A 24,592-nucleotide genomic window follows, 5' to 3' on the forward strand; every position below is an offset into this window, starting at 1 on the left:
GCGTCGTCAGTGCGGCGGAATCATCCCGGTCAACACGTTCTGCTGCAACCATACGAGGATGCCGAGCAGCACCGTCAGCAGGATCGAATGCTTGAACGTCTTCGCGAACACGAGACCTTCCTTGCCTTTGAGGTCGGTGGTCGCGACGCCGGTCGAAATGTTCTGCGGCGAGATCATCTTGCCCATCACGCCGCCCGACGAGTTCGTCGCCGCCATCAGCACCGGGTTCAGGTTCGCCTGATGTGCGGCCACCACCTGCAGGTTGCCGAACAGCGCGTTGCCCGACGTATCGCTGCCCGACAGGAACACGGCCACCCAGCCGAGGAACGCCGACACGAGCGGGAAGAACGCGCCGACCGAGGCCACCCCGAGACCGAGCGTGTAGTTCAGCCCCGAGTAGTTCATCAGATAGGCGAGGCCGACGATCGTCGCCACCGTGAAAATGGCGATGCGCGTTTGCACCCAGGTATCGACGATCGCGTTGAGGAACTCGCGTACCGGCAGCTTGACGATGAACGCGGTGATGATCGACGCGACGAGAATCGCGGTACCGGTCGCGAGCGGCTGGAAGTCCCAGATGGCGCCGTACGGCGTGTTGTACAGGGTGATGAAGACCGCTTTGTCGAGGCCGGGCCACGGCACCTTGACGTCGCCGATCGCGAAGATCTTGGCGATGGTCCACACGATCACGACCGCCGAGACGACCAGCCAGGGAATCCACCCCTGCCAACCGCTGACCTTGCCACGCACTTCGCCCACGCGATCGACATTCACCGCGAACTGCGCGTCGGCGGCGGGTTTCCAGACGCGCAAAAAGGCGATCGTGAGGATCAGCGACACGAGCGAGGACAGCACATCGGTCAGGCTGTAGTTGATGAAGTTGGACGTGACGAACTGCGTGAGCGCGAAGCTCGCGCCCGACACGAGCAGCACCGGCCAGATCCGCAGCATGTTGCGAAACCCGGCGTACACGGCGATCACATAGAACGGCAGCAGCAGCGCGAAAAACGGCAGTTGCCGGCCGACCATCTTGCCGAGCGAGTCGACGGGCAGGTGGGTGACCGCGCCGAGCACGGTGATCGGCACGCCGAGCGCGCCGAACGCGACCGGCGCGGTGTTGAAGATCAGCGTGAAGGTGAGCGCTTCGAGCGTCGGGAAGCCCAGCAGGATCAAGAGCGAACTCGTGATGGCAATCGGCGTGCCGAATCCGGAAATGCCTTCGAGCAGCGCGCCGAACGAAAAACCGATCACGACGAGCACGATGCGCCGGTCGTTCGGCAGGTTGTCGATCATCCACATGCGGAACGCCGCGAAGCGGCCGGAGCGCTGTGCGATGTTGTAGAGCACGATCGCGTTGAAGACGATCCACATCACCGGCCAGACCGCGAACACCGCGCCCGCTACGACCGAATTGATCGCGAGGCCGACCGGGAACTGCCAGCCGGCGATCGCGATGACGAGCCCCACGACGAGGCCGGCGAGCGATGCCTGCCATGCGGGCCGCCGGGCCCAGCCGAGCAGGACCAGTACGACGACGATGGGGAGGATCGCTACGATGAACGATGGCAATAGCGCATTGCCGATCGGGGTGAGCAATTGATGGAACATCTCGGCTCCTTCGTTGTTGTTCGATGCCGGTTGTGTGCCGCTGAACAGACTTTTGGTCGGTTGGTCTCTTGGTCCTTTACCGCGCTTCCAAGCATAGAAGGAGGGGCCGCTCAGTCAAGCCGGGTAAGTACGGCCTTAATGAAGAACGAGCGGGGGATGGGGCGGCGGGGAGCGGAGCCGGCTCGGTCAGCCGGCTTGGCGGACGCTGATGTGCGTAAGAAGCGTTGGATTGGAGCAATCGGGGAGGGTGCGGGCGGCCGGCGGAGCGCGCCGCCCGTGGGCTAAGCGGCAAGCGGCGAGGCTCAGTGGCCGTGCCATCCGCCGCCACCATGCCAGTAGCCGCCGCCATGCCATCCGCCGCCGCCCCAGCAACAGCCGTGGCCGCCCCACCAGCCGCCGATGCCGATCGAGACGGTCGGCCCGCCCCAATACGGGTAGCCGTAATAGGCGGGGTAGGCCGCAGGGTAGGCCGGATAGTACGCGGGGTAGGCGGCGTATGCGGGGTAGCTCGGAACGTCCGCGACGGCGTACTGCGCGGGCGGCGCCTCCGCATAGGCCGAGGCGGGCGGAGGAGGCGGCTGGTTCGGCGGCGGAGGGTGGGCCGCGGCGTACGGCGGCGGCGCGACCGGCACCGCTTGCTGCGTTGCGGCAACGGGCACCGTCGGATAGTAGTAGCCGCCGTATGGATCGTATCCGTAGGGGCCGTAGTAGCACCCGGCCAGCGACACCGCGCCGGCCAGTGTCGTCGCAGCTAATTTGATATTCATGACTCGCACTTCCTTGAATCGAAACGTCCCGCTGACCTGACGCGGGGCGGGCATCGTGCGAGCACTGTACGCCAATGCGGCAGCCGCGACATGGCGTGCCGGTTACCGATCGTTTCAATCGTGATGGAAAGCAAAAAGCCCGCACGAGGCGGGCTTTTTGTCTCGACTCAGTTCAGCTCACGCGGGAGCGTTCACTGCTTCTGATAGATCTCCGAGCCGCTCTTGACGAACTCGACGGCCTTCACTTCCATCCCCTTCTTGAGCGCCAGGTCCTCCGTGATGCCTTGCGCCGCCGCGAACTCGCGCACGTCCTGCGTGATCTTCATCGAGCAGAAGTGCGGCCCGCACATCGAGCAGAAGTGCGCGACCTTCGCCGAATCCTTCGGCAGCGTTTCGTCGTGGAATTCGCGCGCCTTGTCCGGATCGAGGCCGAGGTTGAACTGGTCTTCCCAGCGGAACTCGAAGCGCGCTTTCGACAGCGCGTTGTCGCGCACCTGCGCGCCAGGATGGCCCTTCGCCAAGTCCGCCGCGTGCGCCGCGAGCTTGTACGTGATGATGCCTTCCTTCACGTCGTCCTTGTTCGGCAGGCCGAGGTGCTCCTTCGGCGTGACGTAGCAGAGCATCGCGGTGCCGAACCAGCCGATCATCGCCGCGCCGATGCCCGACGTGATGTGGTCGTAGCCCGGAGCGATATCGGTGGTGAGCGGCCCGAGCGTGTAGAACGGCGCCTCGTCGCACCAATCGAGCTGCAGGTCCATGTTCTCTTTGATGAGCTGCATCGGCACGTGGCCCGGACCTTCGATCATCACCTGCACGTCGTGCTTCCACGCGATCTGCGTGAGCTCGCCGAGCGTCTTCAATTCGCCGAGCTGCGCTTCGTCGTTGGCGTCGTAGATCGAGCCGGGACGCAGGCCGTCGCCGAGCGAGAAGCTCACGTCGTAGGCCTTCATGATTTCGCAGATGTCTTCGAAGTGCTCGTAAAGGAAGCTTTCCTTGTGATGCGCGAGACACCACTTCGCCATGATCGAGCCGCCGCGCGACACGATGCCCGTCATGCGGTTGGCCGTCAGCGGCACATAGCGCAGCAGCACGCCCGCGTGGATCGTGAAGTAGTCGACGCCTTGCTCGGCCTGTTCGATCAGCGTGTCGCGGAAGATTTCCCAGGTCAGGTCTTCGGCCTTGCCGTTAACCTTTTCTAACGCTTGATAGATCGGCACCGTGCCGATCGGCACCGGGCTGTTGCGGATGATCCATTCGCGCGTTTCGTGGATGTGCTTGCCGGTCGACAGGTCCATCACCGTGTCGCCGCCCCAACGGATCGCCCACGTCATCTTGTCGACTTCCTCGCCGATGGACGAGGTCACCGCCGAATTGCCGATGTTCGCGTTGATTTTCACGAGGAAGTTGCGGCCGATGATCATCGGTTCGCTTTCCGGGTGATTGATGTTCGCGGGGATGATCGCGCGGCCGCGCGCCACTTCCGCGCGCACGAACTCAGGGGTGATCTCGGTGAGTGCGTTCGGGCCGAAGGCCGCGGCGCCGAACGCCTGGCCCGGGTGCTGGCGGCCCATCATCGCGGCGAGCTTCGCGCCGTTCGGGCCGCTCGCCTTGAGGCTCTCGAGGTACTCGGCGCGGCGCTGGTTCTCGCGGATCGCGATGAACTCCATTTCCGGCGTGATGATGCCGCGGCGCGCGTAATGCATCTGCGTCACGTTGGCGCCCGCTTTGGCGCGGCGCGGCGTGCGGTGCAGGCCCGGAAAACGCAGTTGCGCGGTGGCCGGATCGGCGGCGCGTTCGCGTCCGTACTCGCTCGTCAGACCCGGCAGCGTCTCCGTGTCGCCGCGCTCGTCGATCCAGTTCTCACGCAATGCGGGAAGACCCCGGCGTACATCTATCTGATTTTTGGGATCAGAATACGGGCCGGAGGTGTCATACACGTAGATGGGGGGATTCTTTTCCCCACCGAAGGCGGTCGGCGTGTCGGCCTGGGAGATTTCGCGCATCGGGACCTGGATATCAGGGCGTGATCCGCTTACATAGACCTTTCGGGAATTCGGCAGCGGCTCGACGGCGGCAGCATCGACGTGCGCGTCCGCGGAAATGAATTTGGGGTTGGCGTTCATGCAAATCTCCTGATGTGGGTTGCTAAGCAGGAGACGAGAGGAAGGTAGGGCAGATTCGGCGCGGTGAACTGCGGTGGAGCCCTGACGCTTCCCTGCGCTGGCATTATCCAGATCAGGTTCAAAGGGTATTTCTCACCCGCGCACGCCATTGCTATGAACTATCAGCTTTAGCGCAACACAGGACCCCCGCGTTAGCAGCGCACAAGATACACCGGGTCGCCGCACGTTGGCAACCGACAATCCAGTAGGTTCCACGGCGCGACGGTTTGACGCCTTCTGAATTTTGAGACTGGACCGATAAATAAAGAGTTGTGAACAACCATTCAGCCGCGAAGCGGCAGTCAACCGGGAGTCCATGATGAACGCGCGCACCTTTCACCCCACCACCCTAGTCGCCACGGCTTTGTGTGCGGCGGCTGCCGCGACGATGCCGATCCTGTCGGATGCGGCCGGTCCGACGAGCGGGCCCGGCGGCGTCATCACGTTTATCGGCGTCATCGTCGGGCCGGGTTTCGACATCAGCAGTGCGCCGATCGGGCCGGCCGCCAAGGGCGGGGGCACGCCGGAGGTGACTCCCACGAGCAATGGCGTGAAGGTGACGTTCGCGGCGCCGAATGACGATATGCCGGGCGCGAACGTGTCGTTCGTCGCGAACGACGCGGCGCGCTCGACGATCGGACCCAACGCCAAGAACGATGTCGTGACGCGCTTCGTCGACCCGAAAGGGCGCGCTTTCCCGTGGCAGCCGGAAGGGCGCTATCACCTGAATCCTACGGGTGGGGTGCTGTCGTTGACGGTGCCGCGCGGTGGTCCGCAGACCGCTTCGAAGCCGGTCACGCTGGTCATGAGCTATGACTGACGGGGCGGCCATCCGTCGGGCGACGATCCGTGGGGCGGCGATCCGTGGGGCGGCGATCCGTGGGGCGGCCATCCGTGGGGCGGCCATCCGTGGGGCGGCCGTCCGCTGCGCGGCGTCCGCCCGGTCGTCCCCTTTTTAAAAAAATATCGCCGGCGCTGTCATCCCTTTCGCGTGCGCTCGACTAACGTACATCTCATGGGTCGAGGAGCTGCATCATGCACATTAGTACGCGCACGAAAACGATAGGGCGCTTGGCGGCATGGGCGATCGCGTTGATGCTGTCGCTCGGCGCAAACGGACTGGCTCTGGCGGGCGTTGCGTGCAGCGCGCACAGTCCCGCGCATCGCGTCGCGCTCATCGAGCTGTACAGCAGCGAAGGATGCAGCAGTTGCCCGCCGGCGGATCGCTGGCTCAGTCAGTTGCACGACGGCAGCCCGGGCGCGGACTTCGTGCCACTCGAGTTGCACGTCGATTACTGGAACAGCCTCGGCTGGACCGATCGCTTTTCGCAGCATCGCTTCACGGTGCGGCAGCAGGATCTCGCCGCTTTCGCAGGCGGTCATCTGATCTATACGCCTGAAGTGTTCGTCGCTGGCCGAGAAATGCGCGACTGGGGCGCGTCGGAATTCGACGGACGTCTTCGCGAGTTGGCGGCCCAGCCTGCGCAAGCCGATGTCACGATTCGGCTTGCGCCCGCTACGCCTGGCGCGGTGAGTCAGGCGAGCGGAGCGGGTGTAGGGGCCGCGGCCGGCGTGAAGACGCACACGTTCGGTGTCGACGCGCAATTCACCGCGCACTCGACTGCGCCGCGCACGCTGAACGCCTATGTTGCTGTCTACGAGAATCAGGTCAGCTCGCAGGTCGACGCGGGCGAGAACCATGGCGCGACGCTGCATCACGACCGCGTCGTGCGCGAATGGCTGGGGCCGGTGCCGCTCGTCGGCGGCGTGGCGCAGATTCGGCGCAACGTTGCGCTGGCCGCTGACGCCAGCGATACCGCATCGCCCGGCCGTTTCGGCGTGGCTGCGTTCGTCGAGGACGCGGCGACCGGCGACGTGTTGCAAGCCGCCGATCTGCCGGCTTGTCATTGAGAGCGAACAGGAGGAGTCCACGATGTCCACACCGCAAGCTCACGCGAGACCCGCCGAGACGCCGCGCGAACGGCGCGACGCGCCCATTCATCCGGGCTGGGTCCGCATCACGCACTGGCTCAACGCGCTCGCCGCGATCGCGATGATGCTCTCGGGCTGGCAGATCTACGACGCGTCGCCGATTTTCCGGAACTTCATGTTTCCGCCCTCGATCGCGCTCGGCGGCTGGCTCGGGGGCGCGCTGCAGTGGCACTTCGCGGCGGTGTGGCTGCTGCTCGTCAACGGGATCGTCTATCTCGTGCTGAACGTCGCGAGCGGCCGTTTCTTTCGCACGTTCTTCCCGCTTCCGCCGCGCGCGGTGTTCCGCGATCTCGCGAGCGCGCTGACCGGCAAGCTGTCGCACGCGGATCTGCGCCACTACAACGCGGTGCAGAAGCTCGCTTATCTGGTCGTGATCGTCGACTTGATCGTGCTTGTCTTGTCCGGCCTGGCGATTTGGAAGTCAGTGCAGTTTCCACTCTTGCGCGAACTGATGGGTGGCTACGATTCGGCGCGCGTCGTGCACTTCTTTGCCATGGCGGTGCTGTTCGCATTTCTCGTCGTGCATCTCGTGATGGTCGCGCTCGTGCCGCGCTCGCTGCTCGCGATGCTGCGCGGCCGATAAGACGATAGACAGAGGTCGAAAATCATGAATCCATCCGATCCCAACTTCGCCAAGGACGCGCCAGGGCTCAGCAAGCTCGACCGCCAGGCGATCATGACCGACGTGCGGCGCGAACTCGCCTTGCCGTCGCGCCGCGCGTTCGGCAAACGCGTGTTGACGCTCGGCGGTCTTCTGATGCTGACGGGCTGCTCGCTGAGCGACGACAAGTCCGTCAACGCGTTTCTGCTGAAGGTGTCGAGAATGAACGACCGCGTGCAGGCGTGGCTCTTCGATCCGAAGCAACTCGCGCCGACCTATACCGAAGCGCAGTTGACGCGGCCGTTTCCGTTCAACGCGTATTACGGCATCGACGACGTGCCCGACGTCGACGCCAGCGATTTCAAGCTGCATCTGGGCGGTCTCGTGACCGGCAAGCGCGTATGGACGCTGGACGAGCTCTACGCGCTGCCGCACGCGGACCAGATCACGCGCCACATTTGCGTGGAAGGGTGGAGCGCGATCGGACATTGGGGCGGCACGCCGTTCGCGGATTTTCTGCAGCGCGTGGGGGCGGATACGAGCGCGAAATACGTCGGCTTCAAATGCGCGGACGACTATTACGAGAGCATCGACATGCCGACGGCCCTGCATCCGCAAACCCTCCTCACGTTTCAATACGACGGCCAGACGCTGCCGCCGCAGTACGGCTTTCCTATGAAACTGCGCATGCCGACCAAGCTCGGCTACAAGAATCCAAAACACATCATGGAGATCTTCGTTACCAATACTTACCCCGGCGGCTATTGGCCCGACCAGGGGTACAACTGGTTCGGCGGGTCCTGAATAAAGCGCAGGCAGATCGAGTGCAAAGCGCCGATGAAATCCAATCGAAAAGTTAATTGGCGGCGGTGATTGGCAACGAGCGGCAATATGGGGCAATGAGCGGCATTAAAGCGGGTGGCGCAAACGGCGCAGGCCCGTGACCCCAAGCGAAAATGCGCACACATATATAGAAAGCCGGGTAAAAACCCGGCTTTTTTTCGTCTGTACGCCGGATCTGACAATCTTTAAACGTTTCCGCATTGCGTGCTTCTTATACTGTGCTGTACGGGAAAAAGCGCGCGTTAATGGAATAGAAAGCTTTCGAATATGACTGGGTCAACAGAAAAGTCATAACACTTTTTCGCTTATCATGAAAAAGCGGATCGCCGCTGTAACCGAGGGGCCCGAATGCGCCTCAATTTTGAGATGCACGGGCGGTGAGCCGGCGATGACGGGCGCACAGTCAAAAAACTACGAAGAATGAAATGGTGTCGCGGAGTGCTATGAGAATCGCAGTACTGGATGACGATCCGGCTCAGACCGATTTTGTTTGTCAGACGCTGGCGGCGGCGGGGCATGTTTGTCACGCATTTGGAGAAGGGCGCGCACTCGTGAAGCAGTTGCGGCGCCAAACGTTCGACTTGCTCGTGCTCGACTGGAACGTGCCCGACATGTCCGGCGAAGACGTGCTGAACTGGGTCCGGCAGAGCGTATCGGACCGCTTGCCGGTGCTCTTCATGACGAGCCGCAGCCGCGAGACGGACATCACCTCGATGCTCAACATCGGTGCCGACGACTACGTCGTCAAGCCCGTGCCGGCCGCCGTGCTGCTCGCGCGAGTGGGCGCGCTGCTGCGGCGCGCCTATCAGCTCAATCCGGCCGTGACGAAGGAAGTCTTCGGCGAATTCGAATTCGACCTGAGCGCCAAGCACGTGCGCGTGAAGGGCGCGGCGGTGACTCTCACGCAAAAGGAATTCGAGCTTGCCCTGCTGCTGTTCCAGCATTTGAGCCGGCCGCTGTCGCGCGCGCACATCCTCGATGTGATCTGGAAGCAGGCCGCCGATATTCCGTCGCGCACGATGGATACGCACGTGTCGATGCTGCGCGCGAAGCTCGGGCTGCGTCCCGAGAACGGCTACCGTCTCACGCCGATTTACGGCTACGGCTATCGCCTCGAGCGTCTCGAACAGGAGGGCGCGTGAGGGACGCGAGCCGGGCGGCGTTCGCACCGCAGCGGCTCGCAAGGTTCCCGAAGCGCGCGGCGCTCGTGGTTTTTGCCGCGGCGCTCGCGGCTTGCGGCGTGCAGTTTGCGGACGCGCATCAGGCGAGCGCGTCCGGCGCGTCTGGCGCATCCGGTTCAACCGCCGCCCAATACGCCCCCTACGTGACGAAGACCGGCGACAACCTCTTCGATATCTCCGACCGCTATCTGCGCGATCCGAACGACTGGCGCGTGCTCGCGCGCCTCAATCGCGTTTCCGAGCCGCGCCATCTGCCGCCCGGCATGACGCTGCGGCTGCCGGTCGCGCTGCTCAAGCGCACGAACCTGACGGCGAGCGTCGTCGCGATGAACGGGCCAGTCGAGCGTGCGTTTCGCGATGGTCCGTTCCTGCCGCTGACCAACGGCGCGACGTTGACCGAAGGCGATCGCCTGCGCACCGGCGACAACGGTTTCGTCACGCTGGAACTGGCCGACGGCACGCACTTGTCGCTCCCGTCGAACAGCCAGCTCGATCTCCATACGCTCAAGCAGACGGCGCTCACTGGCACGACGGTGCGTCAGTTCGAGCTCAAGCGCGGCGAAGTCGACAGCGAGGTCACGCACGCGACGCGCAAGGACGATCGCTTTCAGATCCGCTCGCCGTCGGTGGTGGCCGGCGTGCGCGGCACGCGGTTTCGCGTGGACTATGACGACGCACAGCAGGCGACGGCGGTCGAAGTGCTCGACGGCACGGTCGGCGTAGACAGTGCGGGCGCTGCGAGACCTCTGCCTCAGCAGGATGCGATGGCTGCCGCGCAGCTCGTCCATGCGCGCTACGGCAGTGTCACGCGAGCGACGGGCGGCGTCGGCGGGCCGCTCCCATTGCTGGGCGCGCCCGCGCTGACGAATCCCGCGAAAGTGCAGGACGATCCGGCCGTGGCGTTCGACTTGCAGCCGCTCGACGGCGCGGCGCGCTACCGCGTCGCGATCGCGCGCGATGCGGGCGTGCTCGATCTGGTGCGCGACGAACGCGTCGACGGGCCGCACGCATCTTTTGCCGATCTGACCGACGGCACCTATTTCGTGCGCCTCTCGGCAATCGACGCGAACGGTCTCGAAGGGCTGCCGCAGACCTACGCGTTCGAGCGCCGCTTGACCGGGCTTTCCACCTCGGCGGCGCGCCGCCCCGGCAGCCGCGACTTCGAATTCCGCTGGCTCGTGAGCCACGCGGATCAAGCGGGCCGCGCGGACGACGCACAGGCCAAGACGCGCTTCCGTTTCGTGCTTGCCGCCACACCGGACTTGCAGCATCCGATCGTCGATCGCGTCGACCTCGACGCCGGGCATATCGTCGTCTCGAATTTGCCGGCGGGCGTCTACTATTGGACGGTCGTCGCCGAGCAATTCGAGAACGGGAAGTTCTATGAAAAGGGCAGTCCGGTGCAGTCCTTCACGCTGGCTTACTAGGTGAGCTTCGATCTGCTGCGCACGCGCGCGCTGCGCGCCGCCAGGCTTAGAAGACCGGTCGGGCGCCGCTTCATGATCGAGTGGTTCGGGATCTGCTGTCTCGGTGTCGCGGTGGTCGTGCTCGGCTCGGTGGGGCACCTGAGCGGGAGCATCGACCGGATTGTCTACGACCGTTTTCTGCTGTGGCGTCCGGCGCCGGTTTCGTCCGGCATCGCGATCGTGCAGATCGACAATGCAAGCATCGATCGCCTTGGGCGCTGGCCGTGGCCGCGCAGCGTGCATGCGCAGTTGCTCGACGCGCTCGCGAAAGCGCACCCCGCGGCGATCGTCTACGACGTGCTGTTCACCGAGCCCGAAGCGAGCGACGCGCAGTTCGCGAAGGCGATCGCGCTCACGCCGACGTATTTGCCGCTGCTGCTCTCGTCGCAGGCAAGCGACGGCAGCCGCAGCGCGACGCTGCCGGTGCCCGCACTCGCAAAAGCCGCCGCGGCGCTCGGCCATATCAATCTTGAAGTGGACCCCGACGGTATCGTGCGTAGCGTCGCGCTATTCGAGGGCGATGCGGGCATGCGCTGGCCACAGCTCGTCGTGCCGGTTTATCGCGCGCTCGCGGATGGCGCACTGAAGGCGGCGCTCGTGACACGGCCGGCGCGCGATGGGCTCGGCATCGCGGCAGGCGAAGGTGCAAGCGCGGCCGCAGCGCTTTCCCCCACGACAGACGAGCGGCGCTTCCTGATCCCGTTCAGCCGTCTCTCCGGCGACTACGCGAGCGTATCGGCCACGAGCCTCTTGGCGGGCGACGTGCCGCCCGACGCGCTGCGCGGCAAGATCGTCTTCATCGGCGCGACGGCGTCGGGCCTGTTCGATCGCTTCGCGACGCCGGTATCGGGCGAACTCGGCCCGTTGCCCGGCGTGCTGATTCACGCGAACGTGCTCGACGCGCTCTTCACGGGGCGCGAGATCGAGCCGGCCCGCGCAGGGTGGGTGTGCGCGGCGGCGATCGTGCCGCTCGCGGCGCTGCTCGCGGGATTCCTGTTCCTGTCGCCGTGGCGCTCGCTATTGCTCACGGCCGGACTCTGCGCGGCGGTGACGGCGGCGAGTGCCGCGCTCCTCTACGGCGCGCGCGTGTGGATGTCGCCGGTGCCCGCGATCGCCGGGCTCGTGGCCGTCTATCCGCTATGGAACTGGCGCCGGCTCGAAATGACGATGTCGTACCTGCGCCGCGAGTTGCAGCGTCTCGCCGACGAACCGTACCTGCTGCCCGAAGCGCCGGCCGGTCACGACGGCCTTGCTGCGTCGTCCCATCATCACGCGCGCCGCGAGCCCGTGAAGCGAGGCGCATATCGCAAACCCGGCAGCAAACCCGGCGGCGAATTCGGCGGCGATGTGCTCGAACGCCAGATCGCGCTGATGGCGCAAGCGTCGCAGCGCGTGCAGGACATGAAGCGCTTCGTCTGGGACAGCTTGAACAGCGTGCCGGAGCCGATCTTCGTCACCGACCGCCGCGGCATCGTGCTGATCGCGAATCACGCGGCGCGCGCGCATTGCGCGGGCCTCGGCGCGCCGGCGCCGGAAGGCCGGCCGATGCAAGAGGCGCTCGCGGGCCTCACCTTCGTGAAGCCGATCGACGACGACGCCGACGCGGAAAGCTTCGCCCGCGCGCACTGGCCGGCGCTGCTCGACCCGACGCAGCAAGCGTGCGCGCGCCTGCTCGAACGCGGCATCGAGGTGCGCGACGCCAACGAGCGCGATCACCTGCTGCGCTGCGCGACCTGCACCAATGCGCACGGCGAAGCGACCGGCTGGATCGCGGGCCTCGTCGACGTGACCGCGCTGCATGCCGCCGAACGTCATCGCGAAGACGCGCTGCGTCTGCTCTCGCACGACATGCGCTCGCCGCACGCGTCGATTCTCGCGCTGGTCGAGACCGAGCGGGCGCGGGTCGAATCCGAGCGCACGCGCGAGCTGCTCGCGCGGATCGAGCGCTACGCCGAGCGCGCGCTCACGCTCGCCGACGATTTCGTGCAGCTCGCGCGCGCCGAATCGCAGGCGTACGTGCTCGAGCCGGTCAGCCTGATCGAGCTCGTGATCGATGCGAGCGACGAAGTCTGGCCGCAGGCGCACGCGAAACAGATCCAGCTCGATACGCGGATCGGCGACGAGCCGCATTGGATCTGCGTCGACCGTTCGCTGATGACGCGCGCGCTCGTCAACGTGCTGGCCAACGCGGTCAAGTACAGTCCGCCGCAGACGCAGATCACCTGCATGGTGAACGGCGACGCGGCGGGCAAGCGCGTGCGGTGCACGATCCGCGATCAGGGCTACGGCATTCCCGAAGAGCAGCAGCGGCATTTGTTCGAACGCTTCCGGCGGTTCCAGAGCCCGGGGCAGCCGAGCGTGAACGGCACGGGGCTTGGGATGGCGTTCGTGAAGACGGTTGTCACGCGTCACGGCGGGCACGTCGACGTCGACAGCGCGTCGGGCAAGGGCACCGCGTTCACGATGACGCTGCCCGCGTTCGACGACACCGCGCCGGAGGCGACATGAGCGCGCTGCTTGTCGGCAATGCCGCCAATCGCACGACGCATGAAGGTGCCTGGGATGAGTCGCGCAACTATCGGAGTCGAAACGAAGTGAGCAACATGAAACGCTTTTTTGTCTGCGCTGCGTTCGCTGCGGCGATGTTGTCCGGCTGCGCCAATGTGAACACCGAGGTGCGCGCGTCGAGTGTGCCGGCTGGGTTTGGCGGCGAGCGGACGTACGAACTGGTGCGGGCGCCGTCGCAGGTAGAGAGTTCGCTGCAAACGCAATACGAAGCGCTCGTGCGCGACGAACTGGCGCAGCGTGGATTCGTGGGCGGCCAACCGTCCGACGGACCCGCGCCAAGCTCCACCGCGCCGGCCGCCGCTGGATCAAACGACGCTTCGTCGCCAGCCGCCAGTCACGCGCGCTATCTCGTTTCGCTTGCCTACGACACGCATCCCGCCGCGGTGCGCGCCGCGAGCGGAGAATGCACCACCGACGATTGCGGCGAGCCGTCTTCGAGTGGGTTCTCGTGGCCCGGCACGCACCCGTTTGTCCACTCGCTGACATTGCGCTTCTTCGAGCGGGCGACCGGCCACGAAATCTATCGCGTAACGGTATCGAGCCGCGATCACGACGCCGACCCGCTCCACGCGAGCCCCTACTTGGTCAAGAGCGCGTTCGCCCAATTTCCGTTCGCCGATCACGAGGCGTGGCGCGTGACGCTGCATCCGTCAGAGGCCGGCGCTGCGCCCGGCATCGTGTCCGTCAAGCCGGTCGAGCGGTGAGTCGAGCTGTGAACCGAGCGGTGAAACGCGCGGGCCGGTAAAAGTCACCGACTGTCGTCAGCAAACATCACTTACATTTCTTTCAGCTCGGCTCGACGTTCATTTGCGATTCCTTATTGCATAATGCTGCCGGTACGCGATGGGCGTCTAAAAGCGCCCGTCATCTCTTTATTGGCCGCGAATTGCGGCTTTCTTGCTCTATCTGTTCGACATGCCGTCCTGTCTTGCCCGGTTTACCGCGTCCGCGACGCGGCCCACGCGCTCAAGCCATCTGGTGACGCCCGCGTGTGCTGAACGCTTACCGGTCTGGGCTTAAGCGCATGACACCGCGTTTCTCTCTTTCTTCTCTTCGTTTCCGCCTGCGTCTGCCGCAATCTCGCAACGGCCAGATCGCACTCGCGCTCGCCGTCGTCTATCTCGTTTGGGGATCGACCTATCTCGCGGTGCACGTCGCGCTCGAATCGTTCCCGCCGCTTTTGCTCTCCGGGCTGCGCAATCTGTTTGCCGGCATCGGCCTCTTCGTGCTCGCGGTGCGGCGCAAGCCCGCCATGCCGACATTGCTCGAAGTGCGCAACGCGGGAATCGTCGGCACGATGCTAGTCGGGCTCTCGAGCGGCTTGCTCGCGCTCGGCATGCGCAGCGTCGGCACCGGGACCGCGGCTGTCATGGTTGCGACCGTGCCGCTGTTCGCCACGGTGATCGCCGCCGTCGCCGGACGGCAGATCGCCAAAGGCGAGTGGGTGGCCGTCGGCCTCGGGCTCTTCGGGATCGTCGTGCTCAACCACGGCGACGCGTCGCCGAGCTCGACGCTCGGCACTATCGTGATTCTCGGCGGCGCGCTGTTCTGGGCGGGCGGCGCGCATTTGGCGGGGCGCCTCAAGCTGCCGTCCGACCTGTTTCTGTCGACAGCGCTGCAGATCGGCCTCGGCGGCGCGATCTCGACGATCGTCGCGTGGTTCGTGGGCGAGCGGTTTCTCACGATCGAATTCTGGCCGGTTGTCTCGTTCGTCTACCTGATGCTGGTCGGCACGATGCTGGCTTATATCGCGTACGGATTCCTGATCCGGCACACGAGTCCGATCATCGCGAGCAGCTGCATGTATGTGAATCCGGTCGTCGCGGTCGCGCTTGGCGCGCTGATCCTTGGTGAACCGGTCACGCGCTGGACCGTGATCGCGACCGGCGTGATTCTCGCGAGTGTCGCGCTGTCGTTCTGGTTCGACCGGCGCAAGGCCGGGTGATTGGGGCTTGTGGCGCGCAAAGCAATTGGCCGAGACGCTGGTTTTTCTCTCTATTGGCATTTCGCTCCATAAAGACAGATATGTCGACCGTTTTCCGTTATTGAATTGCACCCGCTTATTCGAATAAGGATATTTTGATCGCGAATGAGCAACGGTTATAGTGGGACTCCGCTGAATCGAGGAGCGCACAATGAACGGTCCACACGATATGTCTATTTGTGACTCCGTGATGAATATGGCGGGCGACGATATTCGTCCCTTTTTATCCGGATACCTGACGGAAGGCTATCGGGAGGACGACTTGGTCATGAAGTCGGTGTGCTTTCGCGGCGATTCCATTGACGGTCAATTCAGCGCGGAGCATGCCTATATTCCTGGCGACGGGCATGGATTTCATCTTTCGATGATTTCGGCGGCCAATTGCATTTCTCAATTGAGCATTATTTTTGCCTGTCTGGATAGTCGAATGCCGGAAAAGCCGGGCGAAGTCTATGCATCGGATTTTTCGATTCAATTCAAAAGGCCGGTCAGGGCGCGCAGTTTCAATATTTTTCTGCGACGCGATGACGTCGAGATCCGGAACCGGACCAAGCGTTATCGCGTTTCGGGCACGGTCGCGGACGGGCATTTCGAATACGGCATGACGTTCGTGTTTCCGCGTTAGCGCCACGCCAACCGGGCTGCTCGCGATGGAAACCTGGTCGGACTCTCTTGATTTCGGCGCGCTTTCGGCAAGATATGGCTCTCCGATATACGTCTTCTGCAAATCTCAACTGCTTGGCAATTTCCAGGATTACGTCGATTTCGTCGGGCAGGCCAAGAACGTTGCTTATCCGGTAAAAGCCAACCCCGCATTCCCGCTATTGCGCACGTTGGCGAGGCTCGGCAGCAGCGCGGATTGCGCATCCGGCGCGGAGATCGACCTGGCTCGAAGCGCAGGTTTTCCCGCCAGCGCGATTTTTTACAACACCCCGGCATTCTCGACGGATATCGCATGCGCCGTGCTCGCTTCCGGCGGCTCGGTCGTGCTCAATTCGGAAAACGCGGCGCGTCAGCTCGCGAAGGCCAATCCCGGTTATGAGGCGAGCCAGCTGTTCCTGCGCTGGAATCCTGAAATGACGCCGTCCGCCGGGCATAAGCTGGCGAAAGCGCTGGCTCACGGCGCGCCGTCCTCGCAATTCGGAGTGGGCGCCCGCGCGGCGATCGACGTATTGAGCGAAACGACACTGCGTATCGGCGGCATCCACGCGCATGTCGGGAGTCGGGTTGCCGATCTGGACGTGTTCGCCGCCTATATCGAGAAATTTCACGCTTTCGTCGACGAGATCCACGCCAGGACGCATCACTCCATTTCGACGATCAACCTCGGCGGCGGGCTGGCCGTGGCTTTCAACGAACGCGACAACGTGCCTTCGATCAAGGCGTTTTCGTCGCGCCTGGCGCCGTTGCTGCGCAGCGATACGGCTTATGTCGTCGAGCCGGGGAATTCCCTGGTGGGGAATTGCATCGGGCTCCTGACCCGGGTCGTGCAAATGGGCAGCACGCGAGTCGGACGCTATGCCATCGTCGATGCGGGAAGCAACGAGTTGATCAAGGTCACGTTGCCCGCCTTGCCGTTGCAGATCGTCGATGCGCGTCACGCGTGTCTGCCCACGGACGGGAATGATCTGGTGGCGGGCCCAATGTGCTTTGCCGGCGACGTGCTTCTGCCGTCGACGTCGCTCGCCGGCGTGCGCGAAGGAGACGTGCTTTTTATCCAGCACTGCGGCTCGTATTGCTACGCGCTGGCGAATCATTTCAATGGACGCTACTCGCCGGCGATGGTCGCGCTGGAGGTCGACGGCAGGATCGAATGCTGCAATACGCCCGAAGCGGTTTGGAGCGATTCGGTCCGCTCGACTTATCGCTGGGAAACCGATCATCCGCGCTTTGCCGTTGCGCAGCGAATGACGGCAGTGGCGGGCGGATTTCCGCCCGGCGTCGAAGTCGTACGAGCGGAGTGCGTCTCCGAAAACACCTGCGAGTTCTCGCTGAAACTCGGGAATGGGCGCCTGGGAACTACCGATCTCATGGCGATACTCGTGCGTCTTACGCAAGCCTGCGTGTCGTACCTGCATGCGGTGTCGCATGAGATCGAGTTCCGGCATCTCGCGCTCGATACAGGGTTCGCCGCGAATCCGATCGAGCGCGACGTGTCGTGCTGGATCGCGCTTTCTCCGTGGCAAGGCGGCGAGGCGCTCGTGCGCTTCGGCATGGGGAGTCTGCTCAGCGGTCACGGGCAGATCGGGGTCCCGAATGAATGACAACGATCTGCTCCACGTCCACGACGGCATACGCTACGAAGTGCTTCGGCAACGGCACGTCGAACGCGCGGCGGAATGCCTGTGCGCGCGATTCAGCGCTTCCGGGCCGCTTGCGTCTGCGCTGGGGCTGAGCGCATCGGAGCTGCGTCCCGTCGTCGAACCCGTTTGCGAGCAAGCGGCACGCGACGAACTCTCGCTCGTGGCGCTTTCCGGCTCGGACGGCGAGGTGCTGGGGTGCCTGGTCATGCTGGACTACGCCGTTTCGGTGCTTGCCGATGACGCCGATGCCGATGCACCCTCGCTGCCACAAGCGGCGCCCTTATTTGCGTTTCTCGATCAGCTCAGGGCGCTGGCGCCGGACTTGAACCACGCAATGGCCGGACAGATTGCTCACTGGGCGATGGCCGCTGTCTCGCGCGAGGGACGCGGCATCTGCACGGCCATGCTCGGACTCGCGCAAACGCGAGCGCGCGAGCGCGGTTTCCGGAGCATCGTCGCTGAATGCACGGCTGCTGGCTCACAGCGCGTGGCCGCCGAGAAATTCAAGCATGTCGTCAGGGCGGAGTTGCGCTACGCCGATTTCGCCTATGGCGGCGAGTATCCGTTTCAACGGATTCGGGAACCGTCATCGTGCTTGTTGACGTTCGGGGCGCTTTGACTTCGGCTACTTTGCCGTTTGCTTCGCATACTTTAGAAAGGCGCGCACCGCCGGAGCGTGCTCGTGCCTGCGAAATGCCAGCGCGATCTCGGAGACGATCGGCTTGCCGCTGATGGGCCGATAGACGACCCCCGGGAGCGCCACGCAGTCGCTGAGCGTTTTCGGCACGACCGCGACAAAGCCGCCGAGCGCGACGCAGGCCACGACGGCAACCAGCGAGCCCGGCCTCGGGCCCAACTGTGGCTGGAAGCGTCCCCGGCGCCCGACTTCGAGCGTGCCGAACTCCTGCTCAGGCAATGCGAAGCAGCAGTCGCGCAATTGCGCGGGTGCGACGCTTGCGGATGCGGTCAACGGCGAGTCTTCTGGGATCGCGAGGACGAACGCGTCGCGGTGTGCCGTCAACGCCTGGATGCCTTCGGGGTAATGCATCGGCGGCCGCACATAGGCGACATCGAGTTGGCCGTCTTCCAGCATCGCGGGCACGCGGTCCATCGCGACTTCGCTCAGTGCGATCTCGATGCGCGGATTGGCTTGGCGGAAGGCGCGCAAGGTGGTCTGCAACACGCCCGCGAACGCCGCCGACGCCACATAGCCGACCTCGATCCGTCCGAGCTCTCCGCGTTCTGCCCGCTCGGCAAGCTCCTGCCCGCGCTCGAGATGGGCGAGGGCCGCGAGCGCTTCCGGCAGATAAGCCGCACCGGCATCCGTCAGCGCGACGGAACGCTTGGTGCGATGGAATAGCCGCACTTGCAAAAGCTGTTCGGCTTCCTGAATTTGCCGGGTCAGGTAGGGCGGGGCGACGTCCAGCTCTTCGGCGGCGCGTGCGAAATGAAGATTTCGCGCGACGCAGACGAAGGCGCGGATATGGCGGAGTTCGAGTTTCACAGTATTCATTTTTTTGTGAATAGTGTTGTCAATTTACGCTAATGACAGGAAATAGAGCAATCAATACGATGGCAGGCGTCGATTTCCTGTTCAACGCGTTCCATGTCTCAAACAACCGAAGAAAACGTCGTGCTGCCAGTGCGCGCGGTGCATGACGCGCCGCTGCTCGACGCGCGAGCGGTAGCGGCACCGGCCGACAGCGGCCCGGCCAATCGATCCGCCGCGCGCCGCGTGCTCGGCATTGCGTCTGCCACCTGCGCGGTCATCGTCCTCGACACGAACGTCGTCGCGGTGTCATTGCCGTCGATCGCGCGCTCGTTTCATGCGGGCTTCGCGGACGTCGAGTGGGTCGTCAGCGCCTACATGGTGGCGTTCGCGTCGTGTCTGCTCGCCGCGGGTGGCTTTGCCGACCGCTACGGGCGCAAAAAACTCATGACGATCGGCCTCGGCGTGTTTTTTCTGGCGTCGCTCGGCTGCGGGCTGGCGCCAAGCGTGCTGCTCCTGAATGTCGCGCGAGCCGCGAAAGGCGTGGGCGCCTCGATGCTGCTGACGTCCGCCCTGGCCGTGATCGCCAACACCTTTCGCGACGGACCTGAGCGGGCCCGCGCCTGGGCGGTCTGGGGCATGTGCATGGGCATCGCGACCACGGTTGCGCCGCTCGTGGGCGGCGTGATTACGCAGTGGATCGGCTGGCGCTGGATCTTTCTGCTGAACCTGCCGATCTGCGCGGTCCTCGTGTGGAGCGTGCGGCGCTTCATCGGCGAATCGCGCAACCCGAACGCCGGCCCGATCGACTTGGCGGGCAGCGTGCTTTTCGGCGCATCGCTCGCACTCGGCATTTGGGCGTTGATCGGCACGCAGCGAGATAGCTGGAGCAGCCCGCACACGGTTGCCCGTCTCGCCGGATGCCTGGTGTTGTTGATCGCGTTCGTCCAGTTGGAGAAACGGCGCTCGCACGCGATGATCGATTTGACGCTGTTCGGTCAACCGCGCTTCGTCGCCGCGGTGCTCGCGATGTTCGGCTATGCCGCGTGCGCGCAGGTCATGATGACGTTCCTGCCGCTGTACTTGCAGAACGCGTTCGGCTGGTCTGCGGTCAGCGCGGGCGTCGGCATGCTGCCGTTTGCGCTCGCGATGATTGCTGGCCCTCGTGTCGGAGCGTGGCTTGCCAAGCGCAGGTCGAGCATGGCGTTGCTTACGATCGGTTTGGCGACGATAGGCATCGGCGACGTGCTGACCGCGTCGGTCGCCAGCCGTGCGAACTACGCGCTCGTTGCGCTCGGCATGATCGTGACCGGATGTGGGGCGGGGATTCTGAACGGCGATACGCAGAAGGCCATCATGGCCTGTGTGCCGGCCAGCCGGACCGGGATGGCATCGGGCATCAGCACGACGACGCGCTTTACCGCGATCGTGATGTCCGTCGGCGTGCTCGGCGCGGTGCTGTCGGGGCAGACGCGCGCCGCGCTCGACGCTCGCTTGGCATCGGCACCGCACGCGCAAAGCGCGTTGAGCGCGCACTTCATGTCGCAGCTCTTGGCGGGCGATGCGTCGCGGGCGATAGCGCAGCTCGCGCCTTCGGCGCGGGAGGTGTTGTCGACAGCGGCGCCGGCGAGTTTTGCGAGCGGCTTTGCGGCGTCATTGAGCGCGGCGGGCGGGGCCGCGATTCTGATTGCAGCGGCGGTGTGGTTCTTGGCAGGCAGGGCGAGCGCGGGACGGCATGACCGAGCGTCCGCGCGCGCGTCCATCGTCGATTAGAGGCGGTGAACCTTCCTCGCTAACGAGCGCTGCCGCCACATATTACGCATGAGTTCTGCCGATAACTTTGTTGCACTTCTGTAACTCAAGGACGGCGGCGGCCAGCTACATTGAAGCCATCCAATCACCGATGTGACGGAGGCTGAAATGAAAAGCAAACTGTTGGCCGCGTTGGGACTCGGGGCCGTCGTGCTCGGCGCATCGCAAGCCGCGATGGCGGGCGGGGTGTCGTTCGGCGTGAACATCGGCGTGCCGGTTGCGCCGGTTTACGTCGCGCCTGCGCCGGTTTATGCGCCGCCGCCGGTCGTCGCTTATGCACCGCCGCCGCCCGTCGTGCCGGTAGCCTACGTGGCGCCCGCGATCGTGATCGGCTGGCACGGCGACCGCTATTGGGACGGACGTCGTTGGTACGGCCGGCGCGATTGGTACGGGCGCCGTCACTGGTAAGCCAGCCAAGCGCAGTCCGGTGTCCGTCGGAAGGCGGGCACCGGAAAGTAGCCGACGCGCTTCCTACGCGCTTCTCCGCACGGCAACCGGCTCGCGCCGCGAATGCACCCATGCGGCGAGCGCGGCGAACAGGAAGCCCGCAATACACACGCCGACCCACCCGAAATTGCGCCACGCGACCGCGCCCACGGCGGACCCGGTCGCGCCGCCGATGAAGTAGCACACCATGAACACCGTATTCACGCGGCTGCGTGCTTCGGGCTTGAGCGCATAGATGCGCGACTGATTCGAAATCTGCGCGGCCTGCACGCCGATGTCGAGGATGATCACGCCGGCGACCAGCCCCGCGATGCTCGCGCCGGAAAATCCGAAGATCACGAACGCAACCGCAACGAGGCCGATCGACAGCGAGATGATCGCCTGCGGTCCACGCTTGTCGGCGAAGCGCCCGGCGAGCGGCGCCGCCATCGCGCCCGCCGCGCCGACGATGCCGAACAGGCCCGCTGCCTGCGGCCCCAGATGAAACGGCGCGCCCGCCAGCAGCAACGTCAGCACCGACCAGAAGAGACTGAACGCCGCGAAGATCGCCGCGCCCGTGAACGATGCGGCGCGCAGCCCATGCAATTCGACGACGAGATGCCACATCGAGCCGAGCAGCTTGCCATAGGGCAGCGTCGAGGTCGGCTTGCTGCTCGGCAGGCGCATGACCACGACCACCGCGAGCACGATCAACGCCGCCACCGACGCGCCGAACACCGCGCGCCAGCCGAAGTATTGCGCGACGAAGCCCGCTGCCGTTCGCGCGAGCAGAATGCCGAGCAACAGGCCGCTCATCACGGTGCCGACCGCGTGTCCGCGTTGCGATGCCGGTGCGAGTTCAGCTGCGAACGGGACGGCCTGTTGAGCGATCGTCGACAGCACGCCGATCGCGAGGCTCGCGACGGCCAGCACGGCGAGCGACGGCGCCGCGGCTGCGGCGATCAAGGCCAGCGACAGCCCCGCGATTTGCAGCAGGATGATGAGCCGCCGGTCGAAGCGATCGCCCAGCGGCGCGAGAAAGAACATCCCGGCCGCGTAGCCGAGCTGTGTCGAAGCCGGCACTGCGCCGATCCACGGCGCGCTGGCCGGAAACGACGTGCGCAGTGCGTCGAGCAGCGGCTGGTTGTAATAGATGTTGGCGACCGAGACGCCTGCGATCGTCGCGAGCAACAGCAGCATGCCGCGCGAATAGTGGATCGAGGCGTCGGAGTGGACGGACTTGTCGGCGGGCATAAGCGAAGCGAGCGAGTGGAGCGCCGCCGCGCAGTAGCACGACAAAAATCGTGCGGCAACGACGCTGAGCGAGCGATCATACCGGAGCTTTTTCGAGTCTGCCGGGGACCCGCGGCTCGCCTGTCAACGCGCTCTCAACGCCCTTGCATGTGCGCTCTCGCGCTCCGGCGGGCTTCGCTCGCGCCCTTCGCTCAGTCGATCAGCGCGCCCGTCGGCTCGTAGAACGGATACGGCCCATCGGCTTCGTCGACGTAGGCGTGATGCGTGACGAACCCCGTCGCCGCGTCGTAGCGATGCAGCGCGAACGCGGGCGGCTCCATGCGGAATGCGGACGGCGCGTCGTCGCGCAAATCGAGCGCCACCTGATGCGCGGGGGAGGGGATGGCCATGGCGATCGTCCCGGCGAAGCGCGTGAACATCGCCCGGTGCACGTGTCCGCACAGCACGCGCTCGACGTTCGGATGGCGGCTCACGATCGCGGCGAGCTTGTCGGCGGCGGCTGCATCGAGACGCAGCTGGTCCATATGGCCGATTCCCGATACGAACGGCGGATGGTGGAGCGCGACAATGACCGGCTTGTCGCGCGCGGCGTCGAGCTGTTGCGAGAGCCAATCGAGCCGCGCATCGCACAGGTCACCCGCACTTTGACGCGGCACCTGCGAATCGAGCGCGATCACGCGCAGCGGGCCGATATCGATTGCGTACTGCACGAACTCGCCGCCTTCGCGCAACTCGGCGCGCTCGGCGAACACCTCGCGCAGCGCCGCACGATCGTCGTGATTGCCGATCAGCAGGTAATACGGAATTTGCAGCGCATCGAGCAGCGATTTCAGATGGACGTACTCCTCGACGGTGCCGCGATCGACGAGGTCGCCGGTCACGAGCACCGCGTCGGGGCGCGGCTCGAGCGCGTTCAGACGCGCGACGCAGCGCGCGAGCGAGGCGGCCGTATCGACGCGCTGATAGGCGAGCGCGCCGGGCCGTTTGATGTGCAGATCGCTGATTTGAGCAAGCAGCATGTAGGGGTTCTCTCGGAGTGTTTGTTGTGATGGTACGGTGTGCTACGTAAGCGCAATCAACCCTTCTGGCGCAATCGAAATGCCAACCGCCGTGCCGCGCGCGAGTTCGATGCGGCCCGCGACGTCGATGAAGAGCGCATCGGGCGCCGCGCCGCCGATCGTGAGCCGCGTGCGCTCGCCGAGAAACGACACCGCTTCGATCGTGCCGCGCAACTGCGCGCCGGCCGGGTCGGCGAGATGCGCGTCTTCGGGTCGGAAGAAGAGTTCCGGTGCCTGCCGCTCGCGAATGGCGCGCATGCCCTGATCGAGCACGATGCTGCCGCCTGTCGTCTCGAACGCGCCGTCTCGCCATTGTCCTGCAAGTCGGTTGATCGTGCCGACGAACTGCGCGACGGTCCGGTTCGCGGGCCGGAAGTAAATGTCGCGCGGTGTGCCGATTTGCTCGATGCGGCCCGCGCTCATCACGACGATGCGGTCGCCGAGTTCCATCGCTTCGGCCTGATCGTGCGTCACGTAAATCGTCGTCACGCCGAGGCTGCGCAAGAGCGTGTTCATCTCGCTGCGCAAGGTGTCGCGCAGGCGCGCGTCGAGGGCGGTGAGCGGCTCGTCGAGCAGCAGCACGCGTGGCTGCAGCGCAAGCGCGCGAGCCAGCGCCACACGTTGCCGTTGTCCGCCCGAGAGCTGGTCGATCGGTTTATCGGCGTGCGCGTCGAGCCGCATCATCGCGAGCAGCTCGTCGACGCGCTGGCGCGCGACGGCCGGATCGGTCTTGTTGATCTTCAGGCCGTAGCCGATGTTGCCGCGCACGGTCAGGTTCGGAAACAGCGCGTAACTCTGAAACACCATGCCGACTTGACGGCGTTCGATCGGCAAGCGCGTCACGTCGTCGTCGCCGAAGTGCACCTGGCCGCCCGCGTCGGGCGTTTCGAGGCCGGCGATGATGCGCAGCGTCGTCGTCTTGCCGCAGCCGGAGGGCCCGAGCAGCACGAGCGTTTCGCCGGCGCCGATCGCGAGATCGAGCGGCTCGAGCACGCGCGTGCCGCGAAAGGTCTTCGCGCATTGCGTGAGCGTGATGGGTACGGGAGCGAGTTTCATCGTGGTCGGGTCGTTCGAATTC

Annotated in this window: 21 protein-coding genes and 1 riboswitch; of the genes, 14 read left to right on the forward strand and 7 right to left on the reverse strand. The window is 64.9% G+C overall.

Annotated features, from left to right (window positions below):
• Positions 1 to 6: 6 nt before the first annotated feature.
• The 3 genes from AAHK20_RS01435 to thiC form a co-directional block, all read right to left on the reverse strand.
• Entirely contained in the window at positions 7 to 1,608 is a 1,602-nt protein-coding gene (locus AAHK20_RS01435; RefSeq protein WP_449179647.1) for an L-lactate permease, read from the reverse strand.
• 302 nt (positions 1,609 to 1,910) lie between these two features.
• Positions 1,911 to 2,375, reverse strand: coding sequence for a hypothetical protein (locus tag AAHK20_RS01440; protein ID WP_449179648.1), 465 nt, complete (start codon positions 2,373 to 2,375; stop codon positions 1,911 to 1,913).
• 191 nt (positions 2,376 to 2,566) lie between these two features.
• Entirely contained in the window at positions 2,567 to 4,498 is a 1,932-nt protein-coding gene (gene thiC, locus AAHK20_RS01445; RefSeq protein ID WP_449179649.1) for a phosphomethylpyrimidine synthase ThiC, read from the reverse strand.
• Positions 4,499 to 4,569: 71 nt separating this feature from the next.
• A riboswitch (TPP riboswitch) is annotated at positions 4,570 to 4,696 on the reverse strand.
• A 160-nt stretch (positions 4,697 to 4,856) separates the two neighbouring features.
• Between thiC and AAHK20_RS01450 the strand changes: the two genes are divergently transcribed.
• The 12 genes from AAHK20_RS01450 to AAHK20_RS01505 all read left to right on the forward strand — a co-directional run bounded on the left by AAHK20_RS01450 (position 4,857) and on the right by AAHK20_RS01505 (position 18,094).
• On the forward strand, positions 4,857 to 5,357 hold the full coding sequence (locus AAHK20_RS01450; protein WP_449179650.1) for a hypothetical protein: 501 nt from the start codon (positions 4,857 to 4,859) through the stop codon (positions 5,355 to 5,357).
• A 215-nt stretch (positions 5,358 to 5,572) separates the two neighbouring features.
• Entirely contained in the window at positions 5,573 to 6,448 is an 876-nt protein-coding gene (locus tag AAHK20_RS01455; protein ID WP_449179651.1) for a DUF1223 domain-containing protein, read from the forward strand.
• Positions 6,449 to 6,470: 22 nt separating this feature from the next.
• Positions 6,471 to 7,112 carry a cytochrome b/b6 domain-containing protein gene (locus AAHK20_RS01460; protein WP_449179652.1) on the forward strand — a complete coding sequence of 214 codons (642 nt, stop codon included), beginning with the start codon at positions 6,471 to 6,473 and terminating at the stop codon, positions 7,110 to 7,112.
• Positions 7,113 to 7,136: 24 nt separating this feature from the next.
• Positions 7,137 to 7,934, forward strand: coding sequence for a molybdopterin-dependent oxidoreductase (locus tag AAHK20_RS01465; protein ID WP_449179653.1), 798 nt, complete (start codon positions 7,137 to 7,139; stop codon positions 7,932 to 7,934).
• 482 nt (positions 7,935 to 8,416) lie between these two features.
• A complete protein-coding gene (locus tag AAHK20_RS01470) occupies positions 8,417 to 9,115 on the forward strand; it encodes a response regulator transcription factor (RefSeq protein ID WP_449179654.1) in 699 nt (232 codons plus the stop codon).
• Positions 9,112 to 10,581: a FecR family protein gene (locus AAHK20_RS01475; RefSeq protein WP_449179655.1), complete on the forward strand. Its 1,470-nt coding sequence runs from the start codon at positions 9,112 to 9,114 to the stop codon at positions 10,579 to 10,581. The genes AAHK20_RS01470 and AAHK20_RS01475 overlap by 4 nt, the downstream gene beginning before the upstream one ends.
• A gap of 72 nt (positions 10,582 to 10,653) precedes the next feature.
• Positions 10,654 to 13,128, forward strand: a complete 2,475-nt coding sequence (locus tag AAHK20_RS01480; protein ID WP_449180041.1) for a CHASE2 domain-containing protein — start codon at positions 10,654 to 10,656, stop codon at positions 13,126 to 13,128.
• Complete coding sequence (locus AAHK20_RS01485; RefSeq protein WP_449179656.1) at positions 13,125 to 13,892, forward strand: DUF4136 domain-containing protein; 768 nt, start codon at positions 13,125 to 13,127, stop codon at positions 13,890 to 13,892. Before AAHK20_RS01480 ends, AAHK20_RS01485 begins: the two co-directional genes overlap by 4 nt.
• A gap of 320 nt (positions 13,893 to 14,212) precedes the next feature.
• Positions 14,213 to 15,133, forward strand: coding sequence for an EamA family transporter (locus AAHK20_RS01490; RefSeq protein WP_449179657.1), 921 nt, complete (start codon positions 14,213 to 14,215; stop codon positions 15,131 to 15,133).
• A 190-nt stretch (positions 15,134 to 15,323) separates the two neighbouring features.
• Positions 15,324 to 15,797 carry a hypothetical protein gene (locus tag AAHK20_RS01495; RefSeq protein WP_449179658.1) on the forward strand — a complete coding sequence of 158 codons (474 nt, stop codon included), beginning with the start codon at positions 15,324 to 15,326 and terminating at the stop codon, positions 15,795 to 15,797.
• Between the two features lie 25 nt (positions 15,798 to 15,822).
• Complete coding sequence (locus AAHK20_RS01500; RefSeq protein WP_449179659.1) at positions 15,823 to 17,436, forward strand: diaminopimelate decarboxylase family protein; 1,614 nt, start codon at positions 15,823 to 15,825, stop codon at positions 17,434 to 17,436.
• Positions 17,429 to 18,094, forward strand: coding sequence for a hypothetical protein (locus AAHK20_RS01505; RefSeq protein WP_449179660.1), 666 nt, complete (start codon positions 17,429 to 17,431; stop codon positions 18,092 to 18,094). The genes AAHK20_RS01500 and AAHK20_RS01505 overlap by 8 nt, the downstream gene beginning before the upstream one ends.
• A 6-nt stretch (positions 18,095 to 18,100) precedes the next feature.
• Here AAHK20_RS01505 and AAHK20_RS01510 read toward each other — a convergent pair whose 3' ends face one another.
• Complete coding sequence (locus AAHK20_RS01510) at positions 18,101 to 18,988, reverse strand: LysR family transcriptional regulator (protein WP_449179661.1); 888 nt, start codon at positions 18,986 to 18,988, stop codon at positions 18,101 to 18,103.
• A gap of 93 nt (positions 18,989 to 19,081) precedes the next feature.
• Between AAHK20_RS01510 and AAHK20_RS01515 the strand changes: the two genes are divergently transcribed.
• Positions 19,082 to 20,737: an MFS transporter gene (locus tag AAHK20_RS01515; RefSeq protein ID WP_449179662.1), complete on the forward strand. Its 1,656-nt coding sequence runs from the start codon at positions 19,082 to 19,084 to the stop codon at positions 20,735 to 20,737.
• A 147-nt stretch (positions 20,738 to 20,884) separates the two neighbouring features.
• The gene (locus AAHK20_RS01520; protein ID WP_449179663.1) at positions 20,885 to 21,184 is read left to right on the forward strand and encodes a hypothetical protein; all 300 of its coding nucleotides are present in this window, start codon (positions 20,885 to 20,887) and stop codon (positions 21,182 to 21,184) included.
• A 63-nt stretch (positions 21,185 to 21,247) separates the two neighbouring features.
• Here AAHK20_RS01520 and AAHK20_RS01525 read toward each other — a convergent pair whose 3' ends face one another.
• The 3 genes from AAHK20_RS01525 to AAHK20_RS01535 all read right to left on the reverse strand — a co-directional run bounded on the left by AAHK20_RS01525 (position 21,248) and on the right by AAHK20_RS01535 (position 24,570).
• The gene (locus AAHK20_RS01525; protein WP_449179664.1) at positions 21,248 to 22,456 is read right to left on the reverse strand and encodes an MFS transporter; all 1,209 of its coding nucleotides are present in this window, start codon (positions 22,454 to 22,456) and stop codon (positions 21,248 to 21,250) included.
• Positions 22,457 to 22,647: 191 nt separating this feature from the next.
• Positions 22,648 to 23,475 (reverse strand): phosphodiesterase, encoded by an 828-nt coding sequence (locus AAHK20_RS01530; protein ID WP_449179665.1) that lies wholly within the window; start codon positions 23,473 to 23,475, stop codon positions 22,648 to 22,650.
• A 42-nt stretch (positions 23,476 to 23,517) separates the two neighbouring features.
• A complete protein-coding gene (locus AAHK20_RS01535; protein ID WP_449179666.1) occupies positions 23,518 to 24,570 on the reverse strand; it encodes an ABC transporter ATP-binding protein in 1,053 nt (350 codons plus the stop codon).
• Positions 24,571 to 24,592 lie beyond the last annotated feature (22 nt).

The organism is Trinickia camelliae (assembly GCF_053525655.1).

Bases quoted from the DNA above. Each gene is read 5' to 3' on its own strand.
- AAHK20_RS01435 (WP_449179647.1), bottom strand. From the start codon at position 1,608: ATGTTCCATCAATTGCTCACCCCGATCGGCAATGCGCTATTGCCATCG.
- AAHK20_RS01440 (WP_449179648.1), bottom strand. From the start codon at position 2,375: ATGAATATCAAATTAGCTGCGACGACACTGGCCGGCGCGGTGTCGCTG.
- thiC (WP_449179649.1), bottom strand. From the start codon at position 4,498: ATGAACGCCAACCCCAAATTCATTTCCGCGGACGCGCACGTCGATGCT.
- AAHK20_RS01450 (WP_449179650.1), top strand. From the start codon at position 4,857: ATGAACGCGCGCACCTTTCACCCCACCACCCTAGTCGCCACGGCTTTG.
- AAHK20_RS01455 (WP_449179651.1), top strand. From the start codon at position 5,573: ATGCACATTAGTACGCGCACGAAAACGATAGGGCGCTTGGCGGCATGG.
- AAHK20_RS01460 (WP_449179652.1), top strand. From the start codon at position 6,471: ATGTCCACACCGCAAGCTCACGCGAGACCCGCCGAGACGCCGCGCGAA.
- AAHK20_RS01465 (WP_449179653.1), top strand. From the start codon at position 7,137: ATGAATCCATCCGATCCCAACTTCGCCAAGGACGCGCCAGGGCTCAGC.
- AAHK20_RS01470 (WP_449179654.1), top strand. From the start codon at position 8,417: ATGAGAATCGCAGTACTGGATGACGATCCGGCTCAGACCGATTTTGTT.
- AAHK20_RS01480 (WP_449180041.1), top strand. From the start codon at position 10,654: ATGATCGAGTGGTTCGGGATCTGCTGTCTCGGTGTCGCGGTGGTCGTG.
- AAHK20_RS01485 (WP_449179656.1), top strand. From the start codon at position 13,125: ATGAGCGCGCTGCTTGTCGGCAATGCCGCCAATCGCACGACGCATGAA.
- AAHK20_RS01490 (WP_449179657.1), top strand. From the start codon at position 14,213: ATGACACCGCGTTTCTCTCTTTCTTCTCTTCGTTTCCGCCTGCGTCTG.
- AAHK20_RS01495 (WP_449179658.1), top strand. From the start codon at position 15,324: ATGAACGGTCCACACGATATGTCTATTTGTGACTCCGTGATGAATATG.
- AAHK20_RS01500 (WP_449179659.1), top strand. From the start codon at position 15,823: ATGGAAACCTGGTCGGACTCTCTTGATTTCGGCGCGCTTTCGGCAAGA.
- AAHK20_RS01505 (WP_449179660.1), top strand. From the start codon at position 17,429: ATGAATGACAACGATCTGCTCCACGTCCACGACGGCATACGCTACGAA.
- AAHK20_RS01510 (WP_449179661.1), bottom strand. From the start codon at position 18,988: ATGAATACTGTGAAACTCGAACTCCGCCATATCCGCGCCTTCGTCTGC.
- AAHK20_RS01515 (WP_449179662.1), top strand. From the start codon at position 19,082: ATGTCTCAAACAACCGAAGAAAACGTCGTGCTGCCAGTGCGCGCGGTG.
- AAHK20_RS01520 (WP_449179663.1), top strand. From the start codon at position 20,885: ATGAAAAGCAAACTGTTGGCCGCGTTGGGACTCGGGGCCGTCGTGCTC.
- AAHK20_RS01525 (WP_449179664.1), bottom strand. From the start codon at position 22,456: ATGCCCGCCGACAAGTCCGTCCACTCCGACGCCTCGATCCACTATTCG.
- AAHK20_RS01530 (WP_449179665.1), bottom strand. From the start codon at position 23,475: ATGCTGCTTGCTCAAATCAGCGATCTGCACATCAAACGGCCCGGCGCG.
- AAHK20_RS01535 (WP_449179666.1), bottom strand. From the start codon at position 24,570: ATGAAACTCGCTCCCGTACCCATCACGCTCACGCAATGCGCGAAGACC.